The sequence below is a fragment of the Rhodococcus aetherivorans genome (genome assembly GCF_011058165.1).
Classification (GTDB): Bacteria; Actinomycetota; Actinomycetes; order Mycobacteriales; family Mycobacteriaceae; genus Rhodococcus; species Rhodococcus aetherivorans.
The window spans coordinates 1-6,119 of record NZ_JAALEG010000153.1; the positions used below are offsets into that span (position 1 = coordinate 1).

At 70.7% G+C, this 6,119-nt stretch carries 5 protein-coding genes and 2 pseudogenes; 2 read left to right on the forward strand and 5 right to left on the reverse strand.

Going from position 1 to position 6,119, the window contains the following annotated elements:
• The 3 genes and pseudogenes from G6039_RS30910 to G6039_RS29415 all read right to left on the reverse strand — a co-directional run.
• Positions 1 to 159, reverse strand: a pseudogene (locus G6039_RS30910) (PLP-dependent transferase); the annotation flags it as partial.
• Between the two features lie 276 nt (positions 160 to 435).
• On the reverse strand, positions 436 to 948 hold the full coding sequence (locus G6039_RS29410) for an OsmC family protein (protein ID WP_006930353.1): 513 nt from the start codon (positions 946 to 948) through the stop codon (positions 436 to 438).
• Between the two features lie 174 nt (positions 949 to 1,122).
• On the reverse strand, positions 1,123 to 2,235 hold the full coding sequence (locus G6039_RS29415) for a carboxylate-amine ligase (RefSeq protein WP_043802883.1): 1,113 nt from the start codon (positions 2,233 to 2,235) through the stop codon (positions 1,123 to 1,125).
• Between the two features lie 250 nt (positions 2,236 to 2,485).
• Here G6039_RS29415 and G6039_RS29420 point away from each other — a divergent pair, with 250 nt between their 5' ends.
• Positions 2,486 to 3,412: a DUF5996 family protein gene (locus G6039_RS29420; protein WP_043802888.1), complete on the forward strand. Its 927-nt coding sequence runs from the start codon at positions 2,486 to 2,488 to the stop codon at positions 3,410 to 3,412.
• Between the two features lie 85 nt (positions 3,413 to 3,497).
• Here G6039_RS29420 and G6039_RS29425 read toward each other — a convergent pair whose 3' ends face one another.
• Positions 3,498 to 4,439: an AurF N-oxygenase family protein gene (locus G6039_RS29425; RefSeq protein WP_029546368.1), complete on the reverse strand. Its 942-nt coding sequence runs from the start codon at positions 4,437 to 4,439 to the stop codon at positions 3,498 to 3,500.
• 192 nt (positions 4,440 to 4,631) lie between these two features.
• Entirely contained in the window at positions 4,632 to 5,666 is a 1,035-nt protein-coding gene (locus G6039_RS29430; protein WP_029546367.1) for an adenylate/guanylate cyclase domain-containing protein, read from the reverse strand.
• Positions 5,667 to 5,811: 145 nt separating this feature from the next.
• Between G6039_RS29430 and G6039_RS29435 the strand changes: the two are divergent.
• Positions 5,812 to 6,119: pseudogene (locus tag G6039_RS29435) on the forward strand (translation initiation factor); the annotation flags it as partial.

Here is a 6,119-nt window from a genome sequence, read left to right on the forward strand (position 1 = left end):
GGCGGCGGCGTGGTCGGTGCTGTCGAAGGTGTAGCTGGTGGTCTGGTAGATCGGCAGGGCGCGGGCGCGGGTGTCGCCGCCGCCGGGCTGGCCCACGTGGATCTGCTTGGTCTCGAAGCTCCAGCCGGCGGCGGGATCGGTTGCGGGGGTTTCGCTCATGGGTTGCTGCTCCGTCTTTCGTTCGACAATCGTCTCGAGGTGACGTGACGGTTCCCGCGCGGGACTCGACACGGGGAACGCCACGTCGGATGCACAATCGGGATGCCCGATACGGGCGAGGTCCGGGTGCGGCCGGTCAGGCGGCCGGACACCCGCAGATACACATGCGCACGGCCCGGCAGCGGGCGGAAGGCCCCGGCATTGCCTGCATTCGTGTCCGGCTCACGCGCCCGACACTATCTGTTGTGCGGGGCGCCGACCAGCGCTCCCCGGAATTCACGCGATCTCGACCACGGTCCGCACCGGGGTGGGGTTGCGCGTCAGATCGAGGACGGGGCAGTGGGCGTCCACCGCTTCCTGCAGTTCGAGGTAGCGTTCGCGCGGCTCCGGTCCCGACAGCGTGACGGCGACCCGCACCTCCCCGAATCCGGGGCGGACGTCGTCGAAGCCGAAGAACCCGCGCACGTCCAGATCGCCCTCGGCGCGCGCCGAGATGTCGTCGACGCGGATCCCGAGCCGCTCCGCCCAGACGCGGTAGGTCACCACCTGGCAGGACAGCAGCGAGGCGAGGTAGTACTCGACGGGGTTCGGCGCGGTGTTCTCCCCGCCCAGGGCCGGCGGTTCGTCGACCTCGACGCTGAACCTGCCGAGGGCGACGGTGCTGGCGACGGCGTCGTGCCCGTGCGCTTCGGCGCGGAAGACGGCGTGAGCCCGGGTGGGGTCGTCGGCGATCGCCTCACGATTCGTGTCGACGACGGCGCGCAGGTGGGTGGACGGAGCAGTGGTCATGAATGTGCTTCCTCGACAGTCGGTTCGGGGGAGAGACGGGCCTACGGGCACGGACACGTGGACGTCGCCGTGCGGGCGAAGTCGATGTGGCGGCGACGGGTCAGCAGGAGCACGGCGCAGACCGTAACCAATTCCCGACCGGAAAGCTAGGGATAGGTGCGTGTGTTCCGCGGCTCAGTGGGGGCACCCGGCGGGCGTCAGTTCGGCCAGCCGGGCGATCACGTCCCGGGCGGTGCCGCCGGCCGAGAGCACCTGCCGCTGCCGGACGGCCCCGTTGCCGCACGCCAGCACGGTGTGCAGGCCCTCGCGGGCGTGCTGGTAGCTGTCGAGGTCCTCGAGGGCCGGCCGGACGTGCTCGATCATCGCCCGGAGCAGGTGCGCGGTCGGGCGACGGGCGGTCGACGGAAGGTCGATGCCGTCACCGGGCAGCCCGTCGTGCGCCGCGCGCCAGTACGCGGCCCGCAGCACTTCGGAGGAGAACGGCTCGGCGATGCGGCCGGCATCGAGGGCACGCAGAGCGGTGAGCACCAGAGCACGGACGAGGACGGCCACGAGGACCGTCTCGGCGACGGTCGAGGGGACATCGCACACCCGCACCTCGACGGTGGGGAAATTGGTCGACGGGCGGACGTCCCAGTAGACCATCGCCTTGTCGAGGATGCTGCCGCACTCCAGCATCGCCGCGACGGTGCGGTCGTACTCCTCGAGGGACGAGAAGTACGGTGGCGGACCGGCGCTCGGCCAGCGCGACCACAGGATCGAGCGCCAGCTCGCGTACCCGGTGTCGACGCCGCGGTGGATCGGGGAGTTGGCCGACAGCGCCAGCAGGGACGGCAACCACGGCCGGAGATGATTGCTCACCTGCACGGCGGTGGCGCGATCCGGCACGGCCACGTGCACGTGACAGCCGCAGATGCCCTGTTCCCGGGCCAGCATGCCGAAGACGCGTTCCATGCGCAGGTAGCGCGGCTTCGCCGTGACCGGCAGCTCGCGCGACCCGACGACCGGGACACCGACCGCCACCAGCCGGGAGCCGCAGCGGCGGGCGGCCTCGGCGACCAGGGACCGCCGGGTGGACAGGTCGGTGTACAGCTCGAGGGCGTCGTGGCACACGTCCGACGCCGTTTCGACCTGACACCGGTCCAGCTCGTACTGCAGTTCCACGCCGAGGTCGCGGGCCTGCGCGACGACCTCGGAGTTGTTGACGGCGGGTTCCCCGGTTTCCGCGTCGACGAGGAGGAACTCCTCCTCGACCCCCACCGTGGGGAGGTCGGACGATGTGGCCATGGTGCTCCCGGCGGGACTCGCGGTTCGTACCTGAATTCTGCGCCGCCGGGGACGGTGCTGCAGCACTTGCACGAATCCGGGTTTGCCGATCGGCGTGCGTCGCCGCCCGCACGGTACGGACGCTCCCCGGCTCCGCGGGCGACGAACACGTACAGGACCGGTGCCTCGGGCGGGGCGGAGAATCCCGTCGACACCGCCCCGGCCGGCGGTCCGGCCGAGTAGGGTCGATTCCCGGACCGTGGGAGGCGTAGTGAACGAATCGACACCGGTTCCCGGAGGGGCGTGGCCGACTCTGCGTACGGCCGACTGGGCCGCGACTCGGGACACCCTGCACATGTGGCTGCAGATCGTCGGCAAGATCCGGCTGGCCCACGCGCCGATGGTCAACCACTGGTGGCAGGCGACGCTGTATGTCACTCCACGCGGGCTGGGCACCTCGTCGATCCCCTACCGGCACGCCGCCTTCGACATCGAGTTCGACTTCTGCGAGCACCGCCTGCACATCCGCTCGAGCGACGGCGGCAGCCGTTTCGTCCCGCTCACCGCACAATCGGTGGCGGACTTCTACTCCCGCACTCTGGGCGCCCTGGACGAGCTGGGCATCGCCACGCGAATCCAGGGCACCCCCAACGAGGTGGATCCGGCGATCCCGTTCGCGCAGGACCGCGAGCACAACACGTACGACCCCGATGCGGCCCACCTCTTCTGGCGGCAACTGCTCCAGGCCGACCGCATCCTCCACAAGTTCCGAGGGGACTTCCTCGGCAAGGTCAGTCCGGTGCACTTCTTCTGGGGCGCGATGGATCTCGCCTGTACCCGCTTCTCCGGACGCACCGCGCCACCGCACCCCGGAGGAATCCCCAACTGCGCCGACTGGGTGATGACCGAGGCCTACTCGCACGAGCTCAGCAGCTGCGGATTCTGGCCCGGCGGTGCGGACGAAGGGGCCTTCTATTCCTACGCCTATCCCGCACCGGAGGGCTTCGCCGAGCATCCGGTGCGCCCGGACGCCGCGTACTACTCCGCCGAGCTGGGGGAGTTCCTGTTGCCGTACGAGGCGGTGCGGACCGCCGCCGACCCCGACGCGGAACTGCTGCGGTTCCTGCGCAGCACCTATGAGGCAGCCGCCGAGCTCGGCCACTGGGATCGGGCCTACCTCGAGCGTCGACCGCAGTGAGCACGTTCGACGAATCCGGGCGGCCCGACGGCCGGGCGGGGTCGCGCGAGACCCCACGAGCTCGCGCGACCTCCGAGGCGGCGGCTCAGAGGAGATGGACCTTCTTGTAGAGGATCTTCGACGGACCGCCGATCAGGCCGACGCTGTCGAGGAACGTCATCAGCTTGGCGCCGGACTTGCGCACGCGGTCGTGGTAGTGGGTGTTGTTCCGGGCCTCGGCGATTGCCCGGTCGCGGTCGACGCCCGCGTTGCTGTACACGTCGGGGTGGATCATGCTCTTGACCACGAAGTACACGGTCACGGCGGTGTTGATGCGCTCGAACTGCAGGCGGGCGCGGCTCGCGCCGGCCAGGCGGCGCGCGACCTCCTCGCGGGCGAACCGGATGTGCCGGGCCTCCTCGAGAACGTGGATCTTGCTGACCGTGCGCGTGACCGGCTGGACGCGTTCGTCGCGCATGAAGTCGCGCTGCATCATGTCCAGGATCTCCTCGGCGGCCATGACGCTCGCGTAGGCGTTGGCGCCCCGGAAGAATCCGCCCCACAGCCGGCCGAGGCGGTGGATGTAGCGGGCGGGACCGTAGTCCGGCATGCCGAGGCGCTCACCGGCGCGGCCGAACATGACGGAGTGACGGCACTCGTCGGCGACCTCGGTGAGGGCGAACTGGACGTGGCGGGAGTGCTTGTCGCGGTTGTAGACGTCGCGCAGCAGCATCTGCATGAGCAGGATCTCGAACCACAGACCCACGCTCGAGACGCTCGCGGCCTCGTGCTTGGTCAGCTCGATGCGCTGTTCCTCGGTCATCTCGTCCCACAGCGCGGTGCCGTACAGCGTGCTCCACTCGGGGGTCATGCCGTACTTGTCGGCGGGGACGGGGGCCTCCCAGTCGACCTCGACCGTCGGGTCGTAGGACTTGCGGGCCGACGAGGCGAGCAGGCGCTGCGCCGTCTCCTCGCGGTCGGAGAGCGGGACGCCGGGGACGAAGCCCGTGCTCTCGGCTTCCGACGGGCGGGTGAGCGATGCGGTCATGTCTCCACCTTTTTAGTGTGACGACTGGTAACTGTTAATCCGAGGTTACCTCGACGGCCGCCGTCGCACAACGGTGACTTCCGGCCCGGGCCACCACGCGCACGGCACCGCGCCCGCCAGCACGGGCCGCGACGCATGCGGGCGGATCGTCGACGACGTGCCCGCCGCGAACCCGTCGGGCACGGGCACCGCTCAGTCCTGAGGCGGACGCAGCACCGACGGCCGCAGCCGGTGGAAGTCCTTGACCCGCAGCGCGCGCAGGGGACGCAGCCGGAACCGGTCGTCGCCGTCGAGCACGCCGGCGAGGGTCGAATCGACCAGCACCGTTCCCGGACGCGCGGCACCGGTCAGCCGCGCCGCGATGTTGACCGCCGACCCGAACACGTCCCCGAACCGGGCCAGCACCGGCCCCTGCGCCATACCCACCCGGAGATCCGGGGCGTCGGGACGGGAGCCGGACGACTCCTGCAGCGCCAGCGCGATCCGTGCGGCGTCCGCCGGATCCTCGGCGGCGAACATCACCTCGTCGCCCACGGTCTTGATCACCCATCCGCCGCCCTGGGTCACGATCCCCGTAGCGGTCGACTCGAAGTCCTCGAGCAGGTCGTTGAGCTCGTCGGCGTCGATCCGGCGGGTCAGGCGCGTGTACCCCACCATGTCGGCGAAGCCGACGACCAGGACCCGGCCGGCCGACTCGCCCCCGGCCCGCACCACGTTGCGTCCTGTCGTTGCCGCCAGGTGCCGGCGCCACACGTACAGCTGCAAGGTCTCGGTCAGGGGCAGGACCCGTTGCAGCAGTTCGTCGACGAACGACCGGATCTCCCGCTCGGAGGGGGTGGTCCCGGTGTACTCGGTCTCGAGCCGATCGAGGATGTGGGTGTTCATCAGGGCCACCTCCCACTCGGCCAGCCGCGACATGGACTGTCCCAGCGACCGGGCGGCTGCCAGTTCCAGGTCGGGGTGCAGGGCGCCGCTCGCCACGATCGCGTCGATGTTCCGCAGCGCCGCGACGTCGCCGTCCGTGAAGGTCCGCGCGTCCGGGTCCGGATCCACGGTGAATCCGAGCGCCTGCCAGAGCCGTTGGGCGCGTTCGGAGTCCACCCCGGCCAGGTCGGCGCTCTCCCGCTGGGTGTAGCGACGCTCGCCGCCGAGCAGGGTCCGCTCGAGTTCGGCCTGCACGGCCTGCAGGAGCTCGGGCTCGAGCTCCGGTTGCTCCGACGCGCTCACGTCGCTCCTTCCCGGCCGCCGAACGTGACCGGCCGACCCAGCATGGCCCACCTCGGTTCGGGCGCGCAACGAATCCGCGAGAGTGTCGCACCTGTGTGCGACAGTGATCGCGCCTCCTGCACCACCCAGCCCGAAAGGACGTGGCATGCCGCCCCGCAGACGAGCCGGCACAACCGGCCCGGATCATCTCACCGACGAGCAGCTCGCCGAGCTGTCCACCGCCGTCGCGGACGGTCGCCGCGCCACCGTCTATCTCATCGAGGGCATTCCGAGCCTGGGTATCGCGCCGGGCGCGTCGGCCCGGGCGGTGTCGGTGGCGGGCCGCACGGTCACCGTCCGTCCCAAGGGCGTCGACGACGAGCTGCCCTTCGAGGCCGAGGAGCTGCGTCTGACGAAGGAGCCGTCGAAGCCGGTCCGCAAGGCCGCGGATCGATCGACCCCGCGCCCCACCAC